At 66.7% G+C, this 18,441-nt stretch carries 15 protein-coding genes; 3 read left to right on the forward strand and 12 right to left on the reverse strand.

All coding sequences use genetic code 11. The features are described 5' to 3' along the window. Window positions 1-211: 211 nt before the first annotated feature. The 4 genes from AC07X4_RS16940 to AC07X4_RS16955 all read right to left on the reverse strand — a co-directional run bounded on the left by AC07X4_RS16940 (window position 212) and on the right by AC07X4_RS16955 (window position 5,052). Window positions 212-1,192 carry a Bug family tripartite tricarboxylate transporter substrate binding protein gene (locus tag AC07X4_RS16940; RefSeq protein ID WP_488839466.1) on the reverse strand — a complete coding sequence of 327 codons (981 nt, stop codon included), beginning with the start codon at window positions 1,190-1,192 and terminating at the stop codon, window positions 212-214. Between the two features lie 40 nt (window positions 1,193-1,232). Further along, a complete protein-coding gene (gene tcuB / locus AC07X4_RS16945) occupies window positions 1,233-2,414 on the reverse strand; it encodes a tricarballylate utilization 4Fe-4S protein TcuB (RefSeq protein ID WP_494740721.1) in 1,182 nt (393 codons plus the stop codon). Beyond that, window positions 2,401-3,867, reverse strand: a complete 1,467-nt coding sequence (gene tcuA / locus AC07X4_RS16950; RefSeq protein WP_494740722.1) for an FAD-dependent tricarballylate dehydrogenase TcuA — start codon at window positions 3,865-3,867, stop codon at window positions 2,401-2,403. Before tcuA ends, tcuB begins: the two co-directional genes overlap by 14 nt. Before the next feature lie 192 nt (window positions 3,868-4,059). Continuing rightward, window positions 4,060-5,052 (reverse strand): LysR family transcriptional regulator, encoded by a 993-nt coding sequence (locus AC07X4_RS16955; RefSeq protein WP_494740723.1) that lies wholly within the window; start codon window positions 5,050-5,052, stop codon window positions 4,060-4,062. 353 nt (window positions 5,053-5,405) lie between these two features. Here AC07X4_RS16955 and AC07X4_RS16960 point away from each other — a divergent pair, with 353 nt between their 5' ends. Beyond that, window positions 5,406-7,067, forward strand: a complete 1,662-nt coding sequence (locus AC07X4_RS16960; RefSeq protein WP_494740724.1) for an L-lactate permease — start codon at window positions 5,406-5,408, stop codon at window positions 7,065-7,067. Window positions 7,068-7,188: 121 nt separating this feature from the next. Here the strand turns inward: AC07X4_RS16960 and AC07X4_RS16965 are convergent, their stop codons facing one another. The 3 genes from AC07X4_RS16965 to AC07X4_RS16975 form a co-directional block, all read right to left on the reverse strand. Beyond that, window positions 7,189-8,253: a porin gene (locus AC07X4_RS16965; RefSeq protein ID WP_494740725.1), complete on the reverse strand. Its 1,065-nt coding sequence runs from the start codon at window positions 8,251-8,253 to the stop codon at window positions 7,189-7,191. Window positions 8,254-8,347: 94 nt separating this feature from the next. Then, window positions 8,348-9,346, reverse strand: a complete 999-nt coding sequence (locus tag AC07X4_RS16970) for a Bug family tripartite tricarboxylate transporter substrate binding protein (protein ID WP_121941399.1) — start codon at window positions 9,344-9,346, stop codon at window positions 8,348-8,350. Window positions 9,347-9,415: 69 nt separating this feature from the next. Further along, complete coding sequence (locus AC07X4_RS16975) at window positions 9,416-10,507, reverse strand: 4-oxalomesaconate tautomerase (protein WP_494740726.1); 1,092 nt, start codon at window positions 10,505-10,507, stop codon at window positions 9,416-9,418. Window positions 10,508-10,697: 190 nt separating this feature from the next. Between AC07X4_RS16975 and AC07X4_RS16980 the strand changes: the two genes are divergently transcribed. Then, on the forward strand, window positions 10,698-11,639 hold the full coding sequence (locus tag AC07X4_RS16980) for a LysR family transcriptional regulator (protein ID WP_056056686.1): 942 nt from the start codon (window positions 10,698-10,700) through the stop codon (window positions 11,637-11,639). Continuing rightward, complete coding sequence (gene mnmA, locus AC07X4_RS16985; protein ID WP_494740727.1) at window positions 11,636-12,805, forward strand: tRNA 2-thiouridine(34) synthase MnmA; 1,170 nt, start codon at window positions 11,636-11,638, stop codon at window positions 12,803-12,805. Before AC07X4_RS16980 ends, mnmA begins: the two co-directional genes overlap by 4 nt. Before the next feature lie 137 nt (window positions 12,806-12,942). Here the strand turns inward: mnmA and AC07X4_RS16990 are convergent, their stop codons facing one another. The 5 genes from AC07X4_RS16990 to AC07X4_RS17010 all read right to left on the reverse strand — a co-directional run. Further along, on the reverse strand, window positions 12,943-13,656 hold the full coding sequence (locus AC07X4_RS16990; RefSeq protein ID WP_494740728.1) for a Bax inhibitor-1/YccA family protein: 714 nt from the start codon (window positions 13,654-13,656) through the stop codon (window positions 12,943-12,945). 104 nt (window positions 13,657-13,760) lie between these two features. Next, window positions 13,761-14,543, reverse strand: a complete 783-nt coding sequence (locus AC07X4_RS16995) for a hypothetical protein (protein WP_494740729.1) — start codon at window positions 14,541-14,543, stop codon at window positions 13,761-13,763. A 175-nt stretch (window positions 14,544-14,718) separates the two neighbouring features. Further along, a complete protein-coding gene (gene ssb, locus AC07X4_RS17000) occupies window positions 14,719-15,273 on the reverse strand; it encodes a single-stranded DNA-binding protein (protein ID WP_056056677.1) in 555 nt (184 codons plus the stop codon). A 125-nt stretch (window positions 15,274-15,398) separates the two neighbouring features. Next, window positions 15,399-16,577 (reverse strand): MFS transporter, encoded by a 1,179-nt coding sequence (locus AC07X4_RS17005; protein WP_494740730.1) that lies wholly within the window; start codon window positions 16,575-16,577, stop codon window positions 15,399-15,401. A 563-nt stretch (window positions 16,578-17,140) separates the two neighbouring features. Next, the coding region (locus AC07X4_RS17010) for an IPT/TIG domain-containing protein (protein ID WP_494740731.1) at window positions 17,141-18,441 on the reverse strand (1,301 nt) is incomplete at its 5' end.

An 18,441-nucleotide genomic window follows, 5' to 3' on the forward strand; every position in this document is an offset into this window, starting at 1 on the left:
GGCCAGCGCGGGGGCGACCGCAAATGCACCGAGCAAAACGGTCAAAAGGGAGGAAATGCGGGCATGCATCGACAGGACTCCTGGGAGGTTTGCCACAGTGTTGCGCACCCGGCGCGGCGGCGGGTGTCGGCTGTGTGACGGCCTCCGGGAAAACGAGGATGGCGGGCGGGCGCCACTGCCCCCGCTGCCGCAGCTCCTGCGCCCGCTCCCATCAGTCCGCCGTCAGCTTGCGTTCCTTGATGATGGTGGCCCACTGGGTCGATTCCTTCTTCATGAAGGCCGTCAGCTCGGCGCGCGTGGTGGGCTGCGGCGTGAGGCCGTGCTTGTTCAGCGCCTCTTTCACGCCCGGGTCGTTCAGCACCTTCACGATCTCCTGGTTCCAGCGGTCCAGCAGCGGCGCGGGCGTTTTGCCCGGCGCCACAAAGGCGTACCAGTTGAGCGCCTCAAAGCCCGGATAGCCCGACTCCGCCACGGTAGGGATGTTGGGCAGGTAGGCCGGACGCGTGAGGCCGGTGGTGGCCAGCGGTATGAGCTTGCCCGTCTCCACATGCGGCAGCGCAGTGGGGGGCGCGGCAAAGTACGAGGTCACGCGCTCGCCCAGCAGGTCCTGCAGCGCCGGGGCGCCGCCCTTGTAGGGCACGTGGGTCATGTCGATGCCCGCCCGCTGGTTGAACAGCTCGCCCGCCAGGTGCGATGCCGAGCCCGCGCCGGTGGAGGCAAAGTCCACGCTGCCGGGCTTCTTCTTGGACAGCTGCACAAACTCGGCCAGCGTCTTCACGCCCGCGCCCTTGTGCACCACCAGCACGTTCGGAAAGTTCACCCCGCCCGACACGGCGGCCAGGTCCTTGAAGGGGTCGTAGGCCACCTTCATCAAGTGCGGGGCAATGGTGAGTGGTCCCACCGACCCGAGCAGCAGCACCGAGCCATCGGCGGGCGCATTGGCCACAAACTGGTGCGCGATGTTGCCGCCTGCGCCGCCCTTGTTGTCCACCACCACCGACTGGCCGATGTTCTCGCCCAGCTTCTTGGCGATGAGCCGTGCCGCCGCATCGGCCGCGCCGCCTGCGGCAAAGCCCACGACGAGCGTGACGGGCTTCTTGGGCGGGAAATCCTGCGCGTGGGCAGCGCCGGACAGTGTCGCGGCAGCGGTGGCAAGTGCCAGCGCGCTCATCAAGAGGGTGCGTTTTTTCATGGGGGTCTCCTTCATCGTGGATGCTGTGGTGATCGTGGGGTCAGTCCGCGCCTAAACCGATGGGGTTGGGCTGTCGCTTCTCCACCGCATGGCGCAGCAGCGAGGCGGTGCGGAAGATGCCGTGCGCAAACTTGCCGTAGGGCATGGTGGCGAACAGCGCCATCACCGCGCCCAGGTGCAGGCACAGCAGCAGCGGCAGGCCTGCGGTGCCACGCGCGGCCCACAAGGCCAGGCCGCTGGTGGCGGTGAGGAACAGCAGGGCGATGAAGGCGCGGTCCATGGGCTTTTGCGCGGCATCGCCGTGTTGCGGGTGGCGGCGCAGGTTCAGCCGCCACAGGCCGGCCGTGCCAATCGCCAGGCTGATGCCGCCCAGCCCGCCCAGCAGCTTGGGCAGGCTGGGCAGGTCGTACGGTGCAGGCAAGGCCAGCAGGTAGTGGTACAGCGTCGCCACGCTGGTGGCCGCAAAACACAGCATGAAGCCGTAGAACGTGAGGTGGTGCATGCGCCTGCGCGACAGGGTGTAGGCGTCGTCCTCGTTGTGGCAGCCGTCGCCGTGGCCGCCGTCCAGGTACTTCAGGCGCAGCACAGCATCGGTGGCCTCGGCTGTGGCGGGCGCGCTCAGCGGCGCGCCGCTGGTGGCAGGTGTGATATCGCGCCAGAAACGGCGCACGCCCAGGCCCAGCGCGAGCAAAGCGAACAGGAACACCGGCGCGAACAGGCCCACCAGCAGGTTGTGCGGGAAGATGCCGTAGAAGCCGCCCACGGGCGCGTGCCACAGCGCCGCCAGCCCTTGCCCGTGCAGCACCACGGCCAGCAGCAGGAACAGCGTGAGCCCGCCCACCAGCGCCAGCGCAAGGGTCAAGCCGTTGCGCTGGTAGAGCTGGCCCAGTGCGGTCGGCCAGGCGTAGTCGGCATAGGTCTGGCCGCGCACCTGGGCCATGGCCTGCGGAATGTTCACCGCAAACTCGTGCGGCGGCGCGTACTGGCAGGCATGCAGGCAGGCGCCGCAGTTGTGGCACAGGTTGGCAATGAAGTGGATGTCGGCCTTGCCAAACTCCAGCCGCCGCGTCATGGCAGGGAACACCGCGCAAAAGCCTTCGCAGTAGCGGCAGGCGTTGCAGATCTGCAGCTGGCGCGCCACCTCGGTTTCGGGGGCTGACAGCACAATGTCGCCGTTCGCCAGCGCCCGGGCGTCGCGCGTCAGGGCCTCAAGCGTTTGCATGGTTTGCTCCTTGTTTTGTAGCGTTTGAGGCATATTCGACTGGCGCTACCGGGCGTTTTGAGGCCAAAGCTGCCTGCGTGCCCGCAATGCGGCCGAACGCAGTGCCAATGCTCATGCCCACGCCGGCGGTGTAGCCCTTGCCCAGCACGTTGCCGGCCATCATTTCGCCCGCCACAAACAGGTTGGGGCTGGGCTGGTTGTTAAAGCGCACCGCAGCCGTGTCGTCGGTGTGCAGGCCCAGGTAGGTGAAGGTGACGCCGGGCTTGAGCGCATAGCCGTAGAACGGCCCGGTGTCGATGGGCCGCGCCCAGTGGGTCTTGGCGGGCGCCACGCCTTCGGTGTGGCAGTCGTCCAGTGTGGTGTGGTCAAACTGGCCCACGCGGCAGGCGGCGTTGTAGCCGGTCAGCGTGCGCATGAAGGTGTCCACGGGCAGGTCGAGCTTTTGCGCCAGCTCGGGCAGGGTGTCGGCCTTCACGCCCGGGAACACGGGCGGCATGAAGCGGCCAATGGCCTTGCTGTCGATGATGGAGTAGCCGATTTGCCCCGGCTGCTGCGCCACCAGGCGGCCCCAGATGGCGTAGCGCTTGGGCCAGAAGTCCTCGCCCTCGTCGTAAAAACGCTCGCCGTTGCGGTTGACCACCACGCCCAGCGACACGCAGTCGATGCGCGTGCAGATGCCGCCGTCGTACAGCGGCGCGCGCGCGTCGATGGCCACCATGTGTGCCTGCGTGGGGTCGCCAATGCGGTCCGCGCCATGGTCTTCAAGCAGATGCTTGAGCAACACGCCCTTGTTGTAGGCCGTACCGCGGATCAGGAAGTTGTCTGCTGGCCACTCGCCGCGCTCGTTCTGGCCCCAGGCCTCGCGCAGCCACTCGCGGTTCGATTCAAAGCCGCCCGCGGCCAGCACGCAGCTTTTGGAGGCAATGCGGTCGCCGTTGGCCAGGTAGGCGGCGACGAAGCGGGGGCCGTCCATCTCGATGCGCTCCACGGGCGCTTCGTAGCGGATCTGCACGCCCAGCTGCTCCGCGCTGCGGTAGTAGGCATTGACCAGCGCCTTGCCGCCACCCATGAAGAACGCGTTGGTGCGCGCCACATGGAGCGTGCCCGCCAGCGCGGGCTGAAAGTGCACGCCGTGGCGGCGCATCCAGGGCCGGCAGGTGCTCGACTCGCGGATCACCAGGCGCGCCAGGTGTTCGTTGGTGAGGCCGCCCGTTACCTTGAGCAGGTCTTGCCAGAACTCTTCCTCGGGGTAGGCATCCACCAGCACATCCTGCGGCGCATCGTGCATGCAGCGCAGGTTGCGGGTGTGGGCGGAATTGCCGCCGCGCCAAGCGCGCGGGGCGGATTCGAGCAGCAGCACGCTGGCGCCCGCCTCGCGTGCCATCAGGGCGGCGCACAGGGCGGCGTTGCCGCCACCGATGACCAGCACATCGACCACAGCATCGCCGCTCATGGCTGGTGGCTCCAGGCGGTGCGCTGCGCGGGGGGGAATGAAGAAGGGGGTGTGGGGCCCATGGGGTGTCTCCTGGCGCAGTCGCCGTGTCGTTCATCGGGGTGATGGCGACTGTAGGGAGACGCAGGCCCGCCGTGCAGCGGGTTCAGGTCATGGGGGTATCACGGATCGTGATGGCTGCGGGGTGGGCTCTCAGGCGCTGGTGTCTTGTCCGCCTATCCATGTCGTGCCAAACCACTGGCCGCTCGTCACCAATTCACGCACGCAGTCCGTCAGCACCACCCGCGCGGCCAGCGCAGCGGGCGAGAGTTCTTCGTCGGGCAGGCTGCACAGCAGGTTGACGCGGCGCGCGGGCGCGTCGGTGAGGCGTGCGCACTGAAAGCGCTCGGCCGCATCGGGGTAGCGGCCCATGGCGGCCCAGGGCTGCACGGTGGAGCCCAGGCCCGCGTCCACGGCGGCCATCACCATGGCGAGCGAGTCCACCTCCAGCACCACGTGCGGTGCCACGCGGTCGCGGGCAAAGGCCGTGTCCAGCGTGCTGCGCAGGCCGTGTGGGCCGGTGGGCAGGATCAGCGGCTCCTGCACCAGCTCGGCGACGGTGATGGTTTCCGGAAGCTGCCGGCCACGGGGGGGGCCGGGGCTCTCCCGTCGGTCACGGGCGCAGATGAGGAACAGGTCTTCCTCCAGCAGCGGCGCCATGTCCCAGCGGCGCGCGCCGGTGGCCTGCTGCGCCTGGTGCAGGCGCGTGTCGAACAGCACGGCCAAGTCCAGCTCGCGCGCATGCAGCATGGCCGTGAGGTGGCCCGACATGCTCTCCACCATGTGCAGCCGCACGTCCGGGTAGCGTGTGCGCATGGCCTGCATCAGTGGCAGGCCGAGTACGCCCGAAGTGGTGGGCGCCAGCCCCACGGTGACGGTGCCCGACAGCCGCGCCTGCTGCGCCGCGCGCACGGCCTGGTCGGCATGGCGCAGGGTGAGCTGCGCCTCGCGAAAGAACGCCAGCCCTGCCTCGGTGGGCGTGACGCCGCGCGGCGTGCGCTGCAGCAGGCGCGTGGCCAGCTCGCTCTCCAGCCGGGTGATTTGCTGGCTCAGCGCGGACTGCACCACGTCCAGGTCCAGCGCAGCGCGGCTCATGGAGCCTTGCTCCACCACGCGCACGAAATAGCGCAGTTGTCTCAGTTCCATAGCGCCCTTTTTGCCATGCGGAACTGTACCCCGGAGCGTCCGTTGGCCCTCCCGGGGGCGCGAATACACCGGTGCTGCCGCGCCGCCCTGACTCGTTGGCGACTGCGTGCGGAGCGCGCAACGCGCCACTTGCAGCAGGCTGACGCCGTTGCTCCGGGTAAACGCGCAGTCCGATCCCCGGTGACCCGTCAATTCCCTATGGAGGCTGGGGACTTGAAATTAATTACACCGCCAGTGGACCGCATTTCAAGAGAGACACAGGCGCTTTCCCGAAGAATCCGCCGGCGAGCTGGCACAGGCGAATGCTGCGCCTGCATCTTTTCACTTCAACCCTTTCCGAACGGAGACAGGCCATGATCTGGCAACAAATCTACAACCCGGCGGGCAATATGGTTGTGTCCACCGCACTGGCTGCGATCCCGGTGATCATCATGCTGGCCGCCCTGGGGTTCTTTCACATCAAGGCCCACATTGCTGCGGGCATGGGGCTCGTCGCGGCGCTGGTGGTGGCCATATTTGCCTATGGCATGCCTGCCGACATGGCTGGTCGCGCCGCTTTGTATGGTGGCTTCACGGGGCTGCTGCCGATCGGCTGGATCGTGCTGAACATCATTTTTCTGCACCAGCTCACGGAGCAGAACGGCAGCTTCAAGGTGCTGCAGGACTCACTGTCCAACATCACGGAAGACCGCCGCATCCAGCTGTTGCTGATTGCGTTTTGCTTTGGCGCGTTCTTTGAGGGCGCCGCCGGTTTCGGCACGCCCGTGGCGGTCACTGCCGCGATCCTGATCGGGCTGGGCTTCTCGCCGCTGGCCGCCTCGGGGCTGTCGTTGATCGCCAATACCGCCCCCGTGGCGTTTGGTGCACTGGGCACGCCAGTGATCACGCTGGCCAAGGTGCACGGCTACGACCTGATGGAGGTGACGGCCATGATCGGCCGCCAGCTGCCCTTCTTCTCGGTGCTGGTGCCGTTCTGGCTGATCTGGGCGTTTGCCGGGCGCAAGGCGATGTGGGAAATCTGGCCCGCCATTCTGGTCGCCGGTGTGTCGTTTGCCATTCCGCAGTTCCTGGTCTCCAACTACATCGGCCCTGAGCTGGTGGACATCATTGCGGCCATCGTCTCCATGGCGAGCCTGATCGCGTTCCTGCGCGTGTGGCAGCCCAAGAAGATCTGGACCTCGCCCTCGATGCGCGGCCACGACCCCAGTGCCGGCGAAACCAAGCCCGCCCAGGCCCCGGTGCGCTATTCACGCGCCCAGCTGATCAATGCCTGGATGCCCTGGGTGATCCTGTCGGTGTGTGTGTTTGTCTGGGGGCTGCCATCGGTCAAGGCATGGCTCAATGGCATTTTCTCGCCAGCCTTCCCGATGGACGGGCTGCACAACCTCATCGAGAAGATGCCGCCTGTGGTGCCCAGGCCCACCAAGGAAGGCGCGGTCTACACGCTGAACCTGCTGTCGGCCACCGGCACGGGCATCTTGCTGTCTGCGCTGGTTAGCGCCCTGCTCATGCGCTACAGCCCCGTCGCTATCGTTGGTACGTTCTTCCGTACCGTCTGGCTGGTGCGCTATTCGCTGCTGACCATCGTGCTCATGCTGGCACTGGGCACGCTCACCCGCTACTCGGGCACGGACACCACCCTGGGTCTGGCGTTTGCCAACACCGGTGTGCTGTACCCCTTCTTTGGCACCCTCATGGGGTGGCTGGGTGTGGCGCTGACCGGCTCGGACACGGCCTCCAACGTGCTGTTCGGGGGCATGCAGAAGGTGGCGGCCGAACAGCTGGGCCTTTCGCCCAACCTCATGGGCGCCGCCAACAGCTCGGGCGGCGTGATGGGCAAGATGATTGATGCGCAGTCGATTGTTGTGGCCTCTACCGCCACCCGCTGGTTCAACCATGAAGGGGACATCCTGCGCTTCGTCTTCTTCCACTCGATCGCGCTGGCCTGCCTGGTGGGGCTGTTGGTGAGCCTGCAGGCTTATGTGTGGCCCTTCACGTCCATGGTGGTGCGATAGCGGGTCGACAGAGCCTCCCTTCCCGCCCCCTGCGGCGGGTGTGCGCCGCGCCACAGGGGGCTTTGGGGCACAAGCCTCCAGGAGACCTGTGCCCAGCGCCCGCCGTATTGGCCTACATGGCTCAGAACGTGTGCACCACACCGGCCGAGATGCCGGTGGCCGTGGCCTTGTTCGCCGCGCCCTGGAAGCCGTTGCGCCAGCGGGTGTTGTCCAGCTCGGCATACACCTTGGTGCGGCGCGAGAGCTTGTATTCGGCAAACGCCACCAGGCGGCCGTAGCCGTCGTCGGCGGCGCCGGTGCGCGAGCGGTCCACCTTGTAGTAGGCCACTGTGAGGTCCACCCACGGGGTGGCCGCCCAGGTGCCACCTGCGGACAACACGCGCTGCACGGTGAAGCGGCCTGCCGCCGTTTCGGCCTTGTTGCGGCCGGCATTGGCGGCCAGGCGCACGTTGCCCCACTGGTACGCGGCGCCCAGCGTGGTGGCATCCAGTGCGCGTTTGTTGGTGTCGTTGAAGCTCTGGTAGGCGCCGGATACCACGAAGCCATCCGCAGCCCAGGCCAGGCCCACGCCGCGTGACGACAAGGCCGAGGCCTGCGATGCGACCTCGCCAACGCCCCACATGGCACGCGCCGTGAAGCCGCCGAAGCGGCCCGTGTACTTCAGTGAATTGTCCAGCCGGTACGAGCCCGAGTTGGCGCCTGCGCTGCCGTACTCGATGCCCAGGCCATGCTGGCTCAGCGCCGTCACGCCGATGTTGGGGTTGAAGCTGGCAAAGCGCATGGCCAGCGGGTCCACGGGCGAGATGGCGTCGGCCAGCGTCGTGGTCTGGCGGCCCAGGGCCAGCGTGCCCCAGCCGCCCTGCAGGCCCACCCAGGATGCGCGGTCGAAGTATTTGGTGGCGTTGGCCGGGGCACCCGAGTCGGCGTTGAGGCCGCTCTCCAGGTTGAACAGCGCCTTGGCGCCGCCGCCCAGGTCTTCACTGCCCCTCAGGCCCCATCGGCTGGTGGTGTGGATACCGCTGCCCAGGCTGCGACTGGAGCCGGCCGTGGGCGCGTTGGATGCGGTGAGGCCGCTGCCGTTGCGCAGGCCCAGGTCCACCACGCCGTACAGTGTCACGTCGGTGCCTTGTGCCATCGCGCAGTGGCCGACCAAGGCAGCGCAGGCCGCTGCCATCCTTGTTTTCATGGTTGTCTCCTCTTGTTGAAATGCGGGCATGTGTGCTGCTGAGGGGCGGTGGCGCCCCTCTCCCTCTATTTCCCAGAGCCTTCTTCGCAGGGGCTCAATCGGGTGTGAGCTGGGCCTTGACCACCACACCCTTCCACTTGGCGAGTTCCTGCTTCACTGTCAGGGCCAGTTGCTCGGGCGTGCTGGTGTCCACCACCGCGCCTTGTTCCTCGATGCGGCGCACTACGTCCTTGTCGGCCAGTGCGGTGTTCAAGGTCTTGTTGAGCAGGTCGATCACCGGGCGGGGCGTCTTGCCGGGCGCGAACAGGGCGTACCACTGGGTGATCTCCACACCCTTGATGCCTGCCTCCTCCAGCGTGGGCACATCGGGCAGCAGCGACGAGCGCTTGGGCCCGGCCAGCGCCAGGGCGCGCAGCTTGCCGCCCTTCACGTGCGGGTAGGCCGAGAACAGGCTGGGAAACATCACCTGCGTCTGCCCGGCCATGGTGTCGTTCATGGCGGGGGCTGCGCCCCGGTAGGGCACATGGGCCATCTGGGCGCCACTTTCGAGTTTGAAGATTTCCGCCGAGAAGTGTGGGGCTGTGCCGTTGCCGGCCGATGCGTAGTTGAAGTCGTGGGGCTTGGCCTTGCTCAGCGCCACCAGTTCGCTCACCGTCTTGGCAGGCACCTTGGGATTCACCACCATCAGCGTGGGCGAGTAGCTCACCATGCCGATGGGCTCGAACTGCGTGATGGGGTCGTAGCGCAGCTTCTGCAGCGCGGGGCTCATGCCGTGGGTGCCGATGTAGCCGAACAAAATGGTGTGCCCGTCGGGTGCCGCACGGGCCACGTATTCGGCCGCAATGGCGCCATTGGCCCCCGCCTTGTTCTCCACGATGACCTGCTGGCCCAGCAGGGTGGAGAGCTTGATGGCCACCACACGCGCCATGCCGTCGTTGCCACCCCCGGCGGCGGTGGGCACGACCAGCGTGATGGGCTTGTCGGGATAGGCCGCATGGGCGGTGCCGGTGGCCCAGAAGGCGCTGGACGCAAGCGCCAGCGCAGCCGTGGCCAGCGCCGTGCGGCGCGTGGTGGAGTGAATGGAACGGGTCATGGTTTGTCTCCTGTCGTAATGGTTGGAATCGTTGGAAGGGCGCTGCGCAAGCGGCGCCCTGAAGAGCGCTCAGTGCGCGGGGGCGCTTTCGGGCACGAACAGCGTGCCTTCCAGAATCTTTCGGGCGGTGCGTACCAGCGCGGCCTGCACCAGCTTGAACTGGCCATCCACCTCGCTGAGCTCCACCTCCACCTGGATGCGGCCTGCCGGGTGCTGCACTTCCACGCGGCGCAGCCCGGCGGCGGGTGCATGCCGTTCGTCGGTGGCCACGGTGCCCGGCAGTACCGAGGCCGCCGCCACGCCAATCGCGCCCGTGACGGCATGCGAGCGGTGGCACTGGTGGGGGGTGAAGTAGCGCGACACCACGCTGCCTGGTGATGTGCCCGGCGACACGATCACCGGCTTGGGCAGCACGCTGTGTGTCACATCGCCCATGCCCATGCGCTGGCCTGCTTCGAGGCGCAGGGCCTCGATGCGGGTGAGCAAGGCGGTGTTGGCGTCCAGCTCGGAAGGTGTCTCGTCGCCGCGCAGGCCCAGGTCGGCGGCGCGCAATAGCACCATTACCTGCGCCGCGTCGATGCAGGTGACCTGCAGGCCCTGGATGGTGTCGATGCGCTGGCCGGTGGGAAAGATCTGCCCGGTGACGGCGCCCCAGGCGTCCAGGAAGTTCATCAGCACGGGGGCTGCCGTGCCCTGCACGCCGTCGATGCGCACATCGCCGTCGTAGTACACCTGGCCGCCCGCCGTGCACACCTGCACGTCGATGCGGGAGCGGGTGTTGACGTTGTAGACCCGCACGGTGGTGGTCTGGCCTTCGCGGTCTGCTGGGACCAGCCCCTGCTCGATGGCAAAGGGCCCCACACCGGCCAGCATGTTGCCGCAGTTGGGGCGTGTGTCCACGCGGGCCTCCTGCACGCTGACCTGGGCAAACAGGTAGTCCACATCGCAGTCGGGCTGCGTGGAGCGCGAGACGATGGCGACCTTGCTGGTCAGCGAGTTGCCGCCGCCCAGGCCGTCGATCTGCAGCTCATGGGGCGATCCCAGGGCCGCAATCAGCGTGCGGTCGCGGGCTTCGGGGTCGCGCGGCAGCCAGTCGGCCAGGAAGAACGGCCCCCGGGAAGTGCCGCCACGCATCAGAACGCAAGGAATGTTGGTGCTCATGGGTCGGCATGGTGCGACGCCTTCGCTGATCTGTGAATTGCATTGTTGGCAACGATTGATGCATGCTGTGCAATAGGCTGTAGTGGCTTGTACATGCTCAAATCACGGCCGTGAATTGCAATGTTCTGATCGTTTGATGCACGGCTTGCAACGCTGAAAACACCCTGAAGCGCACTGGAAGGACGCCGTGATGAACAACAAATTCGATCTTGCCGACATCCAGGCCTTTGCGGCTGTGGCCGAGCTGCAGAGCTTTCGTGCGGCCGCCGAGGCCATCCACCTGTCGCAGCCCGCTTTCAGCCGCCGCATCGACAAGCTCGAAGAAGCGCTGGGTGTGCGCCTGCTCGACCGCACCACGCGCCGCGTCACGCTCACGGCAGTGGGGCGCGACTTTGCGCGCAAGACCCGCGTGTGGCTGGACGACCTGGACGGCATGCTCATGGGCCTGGGCGATGTGGCCGCGCGGCGCATGGGCGAGGTCACGATTGCCTGCGTGCCCTCGGCCGTGTATTACTTCCTGCCGCAGGTGGTCAAGCGCTACCACGAGCGGTTTCCGAAAATCCGCGTCAAGGTGCACGACGCCAGCGCCAACGAGGTGCTGGTGGCCGTGGCGCAGGGCGATGCGGACTTCGGCCTGAACTTCATCGGCAGCCAGGAGGCCGAGATCGAGTTCAAGCCCGTGCTGGCCGAGCGTTTTGTGGCCGCCTGCCGGCGCGACCATGTGCTGGCGCGGCGCAAGAAGGTGAGCTGGGCCGAGCTCGGGCAACACGACTTCATGTCGGTGGGCAAGACGTCGGGCAACCGCCTGCTGATGGACCTGGCGCTGGCCAACGTGCCCGATCGGCCGCAGTGCCTGTACGAGGCCAAGCACGTGACCACGCTGCTCGGCCTGGTGGAGGCGGGCCTGGGCGTGGCGGCCGTGCCCAGCCTGGCCATGCCGGGCAAGGACCACCCCACGCTGGTCAGTATTCCGCTGGTGGAGCCCATCGTCACGCGGCAGATGGGGCTGATCAAGCGCCGGGGCAAAACCCTGTCGCCTGCCGCGCAGCAGCTGTATGACCTGCTCGTGGCTACGCGTTCTGCGCGCCCGCGCAGTGCCCCGGCGGCATCAAAAATACAATCGGGGCAATGACTTCCCCTACCAAACAGCGCGTTGTCGTCGGCCTTTCCGGCGGCGTGGACTCGGCCGTGACCGCCTACCTGCTCAAAAAGCAGGGCCATGAGGTGGTCGGCATCTTCATGAAAAACTGGGAAGACGACGACGACAGCGAGTACTGCTCGTCCAACATCGACTTCGTGGATGCCGCCGCTGTGGCCGATGTGATCGGCATCGAGATCGAGCATGTGAACTTCGCGGCCGACTACAAAGACCGGGTGTTTGCCGAGTTCCTGCGCGAGTACCAGGCCGGCCGCACACCCAACCCCGATGTGCTGTGCAACGCCGAGATCAAGTTCAAGGCCTTCCTGGACCACGCGATGCGCCTGGGTGCGGAGAAGATCGCCACCGGCCACTATGCCCGCGTGCGGCACAACCCGGCCACGGGCCTGCATGAATTGCTCAAGGGCCTGGACCCGAGCAAGGACCAGAGCTACTTTCTGCACCGCCTCAACCAGGCGCAGCTGTCCAAGACCCTTTTCCCCGTGGGTGAGCTGCACAAGACCGAAGTGCGCCGCATTGCCGAGGAGATCGGCCTGCCGAACGCCAAGAAGAAGGATTCCACCGGCATCTGCTTCATTGGTGAGCGGCCCTTCCGCGAGTTTCTGAACCGCTACATCAGCCATGCGCCCGGACCCATTCTGGACGACCGGGGACGCAAGCTGGGCCAGCATGTGGGCCTGAGTTTCTACACGCTGGGCCAGCGCCAGGGCCTGGGCATTGGGGGCGTGAAGGAAAAAGGCGCCCAGCGCGGTGGCGGCGCGCACGAGCCCTGGTTCGTGGCCCGCAAGGACCTGGAGAAAAACACGCTGCGGGTGGTGCAAGGTCACGACCACCCCTGGCTGTTGTCGCACCGTCTGGTGGCGCAGGACGTGAGCTGGTGCGCTGGCCAGGCCCCGGCGCCCGGCGCCTATGCCGCCAAGACGCGCTACCGCCAGCAGGACGCAGCGTGCGCGCTGGAGACCGTGCCCGATGGCTTTGCGCTGCAGTTCCCGGACGCCCAATGGGCCGTGACGCCCGGGCAGAGCGCGGTGCTGTACGACGGTGATGTCTGCCTGGGCGGTGGCGTGATTGCTGCCGTGGAGGGGCTGCCGCAGCCCACCGGCCATGCGCCGGCGGTGCAGCCAGCCATGGTCCGTTGATGCTTGAAAATTAATAGCTGTCAGGGCAATGGAATCTAGCGCTTGCGCCTGATTTTTCTTGAAACGCATCTTTCCAGATGCAAAAAAGCCGGGGCGGTGATCGCTCCGGCTTTTTTGTGGGGCGGTGCCCCGGCGTGTCAGTCGTCGTTCGTGGCCAGGCTGATCAGGATGCGCAGCACGTACCAGAGCATGAGCGCAATCGATGCGAACAGGTGCAGTGCTGCGCCGGCGGGGCGGTCTGCAGGGTAGTCGTGGATGATGCGCGAGGTGTCGTACAGCACGCAGGCGCCCGCAAACAGCACCATGAGCCCTGAGAACCAGATGCCCAGCTTGAAGCCGAAGATGGCGCCCGCGATGATGGTGCCCAGTGCCACCAGGCCCGCCACCTTCAGGATGCCGCCCAGGAACGAAAAGTCGGTCTTGCTGCTGAACGCCGTCCAGGTGAGCGCCGCCACCAGCAGCAGCGTGATGAAGGCGGCAGCGCCGATGGCGCCGGGCACCAAAAGCTGGGCAATGCCGAACATCGGGGCAAAGATGAGCCCTTCGGCCAGCACGTAGAGGCCCAGGCCCATCAGCTGTGTCTGAGGGTTATCCGAGTTGTCGGCCAGGTGCGATGCCAGCCAGCCCACGAGCATGAAAGCGCCCATGACCCCCAGCCACAGGAATTTGCTACCGCTGGCCATGAGCATCTTGGCCGCGGCGGTGGAAAGTCCGCTCACCATCAGCACCGCCGACAGCACGACAAAGGCCAAAATGGCCACACCCAGGTGCTTGTAGGTGGAGACGATGAAATCGCGCCGCTCCATCGGAGGGCCCGCAGGGGTTTGTGGCGAAAGTGCGTTGGGGTTCATGGTGTGGTTCTCCGTAGTGAGCGCGCAGGTTGGCGCAAACGATGGGAGGAGCGCGCCCCGGGCGCTGCCCCTCCCTCCCTCTCTCTTTTTATGGGGTATGGCCGTCAGGCGGCGGCCAGCTGGTGTGCTTCGTCGGCGGCGCGCAGCTTGCGGTTGGACCACACGCCTGCCGCTCCCACCAGCGTGAGCAAAATGGCAAAGATCCAGGTGCCTGCACCGCTGAAGGACTGCGCGGAGGAGGCTGCTTCGGCCTGCAGCCGTTGTTTGGTGGTGTCGTAGCTGATGACGGTCGCGCCGTCTGCCGATACTTCATAGACCAAGTCGCTGTCGCTGCCATCGACCAAGGCGGTGACTTTTTCGTCGATCAGGTTGCCCACCAGCTGCTGCGGTGTGCTGTGGTCGATGCGCAGCTTGCGCGCCTCGGCACCAGCGGTGTCGGGCTGGACCGTGATTTCGTAGTACTTCTTGGTCGTACGACGCTTGCGCTTGACGGTGACTTCAGAGGCCTGCGTCACGGTACCGGACACGGTCTGCAGGCTTTCGCGCGCCACGTAGGCGTGGCCATCTTCCGCCTTCCATCCGCTGTACACCGACAGTGCGATCAGCCCCGGGCCCGCCAGCAGCAGGAGCCACGCGTAGCCAGTGACAAATATCAAAATCTTTCGGACGAACCCTGGCATCACAACCCTCTCTCTTTTCAGTTTGGAATATTGATTTTGGTAACTGCTGGCCGCCGGGTTTTGCACCTCTTTGGCGAGCCAGACCGCGATGATCTTTGATATTTCCGTATCGAATGTAAGGAATTGTTGGTTTGTCGCGGTGGTGCCGAACTGGACAAAACTGAGAAGCGGCGCCAGTGAGCGCCGTTGTAAAAGCCATCGCTCCATGGCCGCGCTGGCGCTTGTGAGTCGGGTGGGCTCCAGCACCTCCTGTTGCGAGTTGCTACGTTTTGACGCCCACAGGCGACGTTTTTCGTGGGGTCGGGCATGCCTTGCGCACAGGCAAAAAAAAACCCGCACCTTGCGGGTGCGGGCTCGGGACTGAGTCCGGTGCCAGAAGCTGTCAGAACGGAATGTCGTCGTCCATGTCGTCAAATCCGGAGGCCGCGCGCGGTGCCTGTGCCACAGGAGCGGGTGCAGGGCGCTGTGCGGGGGCGGCCATGGGGCGCGGCGCTGGCGCTGCACGGCGCGGGGCCTGGTCGTAGCCACCCTGGTCGCCACCGTAACCGTCGTCGTATCCACCGCCTTGCTGTCCGCCGCCCTGTCCGCCACCGCCCATGCCCTGGCGGCTGCCCAGCATCTGCATCTGGTCGGCGCGGATCTCGGTGCTGTACTTTTCAACGCCGCTCTGGTCGGTCCACTTGCGGGTGCGCAGGCTGCCTTCTACATACACCTGCGAGCCTTTGCGCAGGTACTGGCCGGCGATTTCGGCGAGGCGGCCGTTGAAGACCACGCGGTGCCACTCGGTGGCTTCCTTCATTTCGCCAGACTGCTTGTCTTTCCACTTGTCGGTGGTGGCAATCGTCACGTTGGCCACCTGATCGCCGCTGGGGAAGGTGCGCATTTCAGGGTCGCGGCCCAGGTTGCCGACGATGATGACTTTGTTTACGGATGCCATGGTGCTGTCTTTGCCTTTAAGGGATAAAAGCGCCGGATTTGGAGAGAGATTCCAGGCGCCAAACGCGCCATTGTGCCGCAACCGGGGGGCAATGGAAGCCCTGACGGCGTGGCACGGCAATGCGTTCAGTGCCCGCCACGCCCCACGGGTCGCAGCGGCCAGGTCAGCACCAGCCACAGCGCCGTGAGCGCCGTGGTCACGGCAAACAGGCCTGGAGCCCCGGCCCATTTCACCAGCGCGCCACCCATCGCACCGCCCGCAAACAGGCCCAGAGACTGCAGGGTGTTGTAGCTGCCCAGCGCGGCGCCGCGCAGCTGGGCTGGCGCCATGCGCGACACCAGGCTGGGCTGGCTGGCCTCCAGCGCATTGAATCCGCAGAAAAAGACGAACAGCAAAGGCCCTAGCACCCACAGCGTGGCAGGCACACCGCTGGCCGCCAGCAGGCCCAGCCCCGCCTGCACCACCAGCACCAGGGCAATGGCTCCGAGCAGGGCTGCGCGCAGTCGGCCCGCACGCTCCAGCGCAAACAGCCCGCCCATGGCGGCAAACGACAGCACCACGGCGGGCAGGTACACCTGCCAGTGGTGGTCTTTGGTGAGTCCTGCCTGTACCAGCATCGCGGGCACGGCCACCCACATGGACAGTTGCACGGTGTGCAGCACAAACACGCCGAGGTTCAGGCGCAGCAGGTCAGGGTGTCCCCACACATCGGCCAAGCGGCCCCGGGGGGCGTTCCGATGCAGCGCAGGCTCGGGCGGTACCCACCACACCACCACGGCCACACCGGCCAGGGCCAGCGCACAGGTCAGGCCAAACAGCCCCGCCAGACCGATATGCGCAGCCAACATTGGTGCCGCCACCAGCGCCACGGCAAACATCAGCCCGATACTGCCGCCCACCAGCGCCATCGCCTTGGTGCGCACGGCGTCGCGCGTCTGGTCGGCCAGCAGCGCGGTCACGGCTGCAGATACGGCCCCCGCGCCCTGCAGCGCCCGACCCAGCAGCAGTCCGGTCAGAGAATCCGCCAGCGCGGCCATCAGACTGCCGCCTGCGAAGACGAGCAGGCCGAGCACGATCACCCGCTTGCGCCCGAAGCGGTCGGAAGCGATGCCCAGCGGCAGCTGCAGGACTGCCTGCGTCAGGCCATAGATGCCCATGGCCAGACCCACCAGGGCAGGGTCGTCGCCACCGGGGTACTTGCGTGCCTCCAGAGCAAACACGGGCAGAACCAGGAACAGGCCCAGCATGCGCAGCGCAAAAATGAGGGCCAAGCTGACGCTGGAGCGACGCTCCAGAGCGGTCATGGGGGTGGCGGGGGCAGAGTGCTGCGGGGCAGCTGCGGCTGTCAGGGAGGAATAATCCGGCACGGTGGTGCGCTAAGGTCCGGTAAGCAAAAGCGAGATTTTCGCGCATTGGCCCTGACGGCCCATTGCAGCCGGCCCTGTGGCCCTGAATTTCAGCCAGAATCCTGCTTGGAATGCCGGTCCATCCACAGTATTCGTGCGGCGAGTGCGGCCAGCAGGCCCAGTGCCCAGGGGTTGTCCACGGGGGTGGGAACGTGGGAGCCGTCGTGGGAGGTGGCGCCATGAGGGGCCCGAGGCGCTGGTGCCGCGGATTGGAGCTCCTGGGCCGCTGTGACGTCTGGGGTGCACAGCAGGGCCACGGCAGTGGTTTCGCGCGGCGCAGGTAGGGGCAGGGCTTCGGTACCGGCCTTGGCTGAGAGGGCTGTGCACAGGGCCGCTCCTGCCCAAAGCAAGTGCCGTAAGTGCGCGGTGGCACGTCGGTGGAGCTGCCCTGCGCACTGTGGCATGCCTGTCGAAGAAATACCAAAAATCGCCTGCAGTGCTGACCTGTATTGCATCGATAGCTATCTTTTTTGATTTGTTTTGCGCCCCAATCCCACCCACAGAGGCAGCGCCAGCGCCAACACAGTCAGAGCCCAGGGCCCCAGTGCGGGTACGGAGACTGGCCCTGTCCCCCCACCCGCTCCCGCCAGCAGCACGGGCAACCCGGGGTCGGTGATGTGGCCTGGCACGGCGTCGCTGTCGCCAAGGCCACCGTCGGTCAACGTTAGCGTCACGCTACGGCGGTCGGGGGCGAACACCGCCGTGCTGCCGGGCAGCGCATACCAGTGGGGCTGGGCGCAGGCCGCTCCGTTGCAGTTCAGGCCCTGGGGGCTGGGGCCGTATTTGAGGTACACCGCACCGGCCGGAACGGGCTCGCTGTAGTGCACGGTGAATTGGGCACTGGAGCCGGCGCTGCCGCCGCTGAGCACCAGGCGCAATGCCCGGTGCTGCGTGCTTGCGCCGCCAGGCAATGGTGCGGGTAGCGCGGTGTCGAAGACCGCTGTGTCCAGGCCCCATCCCTGGTTGGTGGCTGGGTCAGGCAGCGCGAGCGATGTGCGCAACCCTCCGACGCCGGACAGGGGCCAGGGCGCGCTGCATTGGCGCGAGTCGGCCCCACCGTTCTGGCCCGCGCAGGTCCAGGCAAAAGCCCCTGAGGCCGCGGCCACGCTGCCTGCTGCGCCTGCGCTGCACAGGCCGGCCGTGGGTGGGGTGATGCGCTCCTGCCCGTCTGCCGCACCACAGGCGCCGTCGGCGGGCGGAGAGACGAAGGCGAAGACCGCGCCGCTCAGTACGGCCGTGCCGCTCTCCGCCACCACCTGCACGGTGGCATTACCTGCCGCATGAGACGGGGTGAGCACATCGATGCGGGTGTCGTCCACTACATTGAAACTGCTGGCGGCCACGCCGCCGAAGCTCACGCGCGTCGTACTCAGCAGCCCGCTGCCACGCAGCGTTACAGGGGTGCCGCCCGTGGTGGGCCCGGTGGTGGGGCTGGCACTGGCCAGCGCTGGCGCCGAGGCATACAGGAAGAATCCCTGGGCCGTGCCAAGGCCGGTTGTGACTTCCACGCCTGCCGATTGCAACGGCGCCGGGGGCGGAATGGCGGTCACCTGCGTGGCACTGTCTACAGTGAAGGAGAGGGCGGACTGACCAGCAAAGCGCACCGCCGTGGTCCCCGTGAGATTGGTGCCGGTCAGTACCACTGGTACCCCGCCCGCAGGGGGATTCCAGCGCGGTGCCACGCTGGTGACGGTGGGCCGCAATTCAGGCGGCACGGTGTAGGTGAAATAGCCCATGGGGTGCGGCATATGGGCGATGGGCG

This window comes from Acidovorax sp. GW460-11-11-14-LB4 (genome assembly GCF_059423685.1).

What these genes read in the sequence shown, in the direction of transcription:
- AC07X4_RS16940 (WP_488839466.1), bottom strand. Translation starts at nt 1,192, where the DNA reads ATGAAAAAACGCACCCTCTTGATGAGCGCGCTGGCACTTGCCACCGCT.
- tcuB (WP_494740721.1), bottom strand. Translation starts at nt 2,414, where the DNA reads ATGCAAACGCTTGAGGCCCTGACGCGCGACGCCCGGGCGCTGGCGAAC.
- tcuA (WP_494740722.1), bottom strand. Translation starts at nt 3,867, where the DNA reads ATGAGCGGCGATGCTGTGGTCGATGTGCTGGTCATCGGTGGCGGCAAC.
- AC07X4_RS16955 (WP_494740723.1), bottom strand. Translation starts at nt 5,052, where the DNA reads ATGGAACTGAGACAACTGCGCTATTTCGTGCGCGTGGTGGAGCAAGGC.
- AC07X4_RS16960 (WP_494740724.1), top strand. Translation starts at nt 5,406, where the DNA reads ATGATCTGGCAACAAATCTACAACCCGGCGGGCAATATGGTTGTGTCC.
- AC07X4_RS16965 (WP_494740725.1), bottom strand. Translation starts at nt 8,253, where the DNA reads ATGAAAACAAGGATGGCAGCGGCCTGCGCTGCCTTGGTCGGCCACTGC.
- AC07X4_RS16970 (WP_121941399.1), bottom strand. Translation starts at nt 9,346, where the DNA reads ATGACCCGTTCCATTCACTCCACCACGCGCCGCACGGCGCTGGCCACG.
- AC07X4_RS16975 (WP_494740726.1), bottom strand. Translation starts at nt 10,507, where the DNA reads ATGAGCACCAACATTCCTTGCGTTCTGATGCGTGGCGGCACTTCCCGG.
- AC07X4_RS16980 (WP_056056686.1), top strand. Translation starts at nt 10,698, where the DNA reads ATGAACAACAAATTCGATCTTGCCGACATCCAGGCCTTTGCGGCTGTG.
- mnmA (WP_494740727.1), top strand. Translation starts at nt 11,636, where the DNA reads ATGACTTCCCCTACCAAACAGCGCGTTGTCGTCGGCCTTTCCGGCGGC.
- AC07X4_RS16990 (WP_494740728.1), bottom strand. Translation starts at nt 13,656, where the DNA reads ATGAACCCCAACGCACTTTCGCCACAAACCCCTGCGGGCCCTCCGATG.
- AC07X4_RS16995 (WP_494740729.1), bottom strand. Translation starts at nt 14,543, where the DNA reads ATGGAGCGATGGCTTTTACAACGGCGCTCACTGGCGCCGCTTCTCAGT.
- ssb (WP_056056677.1), bottom strand. Translation starts at nt 15,273, where the DNA reads ATGGCATCCGTAAACAAAGTCATCATCGTCGGCAACCTGGGCCGCGAC.
- AC07X4_RS17005 (WP_494740730.1), bottom strand. Translation starts at nt 16,577, where the DNA reads ATGACCGCTCTGGAGCGTCGCTCCAGCGTCAGCTTGGCCCTCATTTTT.